The 707-nt window shown below is 58.1% G+C and carries 1 protein-coding gene; it reads right to left on the bottom strand.

Features of this window, described 5'->3' with window-relative positions; translation table 11 throughout:
• On the bottom strand, positions 1–707 hold a 707-nt coding region (locus AC1D00_RS43985; RefSeq protein WP_477015053.1), incomplete at both ends, for a sulfatase-like hydrolase/transferase.

Below are 707 nucleotides of genomic sequence, written 5' to 3'. Positions count from 1 at the left end.
GCTGATGAAGATGATGAGCGTGTTGTCGAGCTTGCCCATATCCTGCACCTTCTGGACGACGCGGCCGATTTCGTGGTCGGTGTACATGAGATACGCGGCGTATACGTCGGCCTGGCGGATAAACAGCTTCTTCTCGTCGGCCGACAGCACGTCCCACTTCTTCAGCAGATCGTCAGGCCAGTCAGTCAATTTCGTGTCCTGCGGGACCACGCCGAGTTTCTTCTGGTTTATGAGAATCTGATCGCGGAGCGCGTTGTAGCCCTGGTCGAACAGGTGCAGATCGGTGGCCTTCTTCACCCATTCCGGCGTCGGATGATGCGGCGCATGCGTGCCGCCCGGAACGTAGTACAGAAGGAACGGCATCGACGGATCGATCGAGTTCAATCTGTCCACCCAACTGATGGCCTCATCGGCCATGGCGGTGATCAGATTCCATTCTGGACGTCCCTCAAACGGCGCAATCAGCGTCGTGTTGCGGTACAGCATCGGCGTCCACTGACTGCTGTCACCCCCCATGAAGCCGTAGAAATATTCGAATCCCATTCCGGTCGGCCATTGATCGAACGGGCCGGCTTGGCTGGTCTGGTAGGTCGGCGTGTTGTGATCCTTGCCGAACCACGAGGTACGGTAACCGTTCTCAAGCAGAATGCGGCCGATCGTGGCTGTGTCCTTCGGAAGGACGCTGTTGTAGCCGGGGAATCCGGTGG

Source organism: Bradyrhizobium sp. P2_E8 (genome assembly GCF_056403875.1).
Note: the sequence above shows the minus strand (reverse complement) of the source record. Positions and strands in the feature narration are given on the sequence as shown.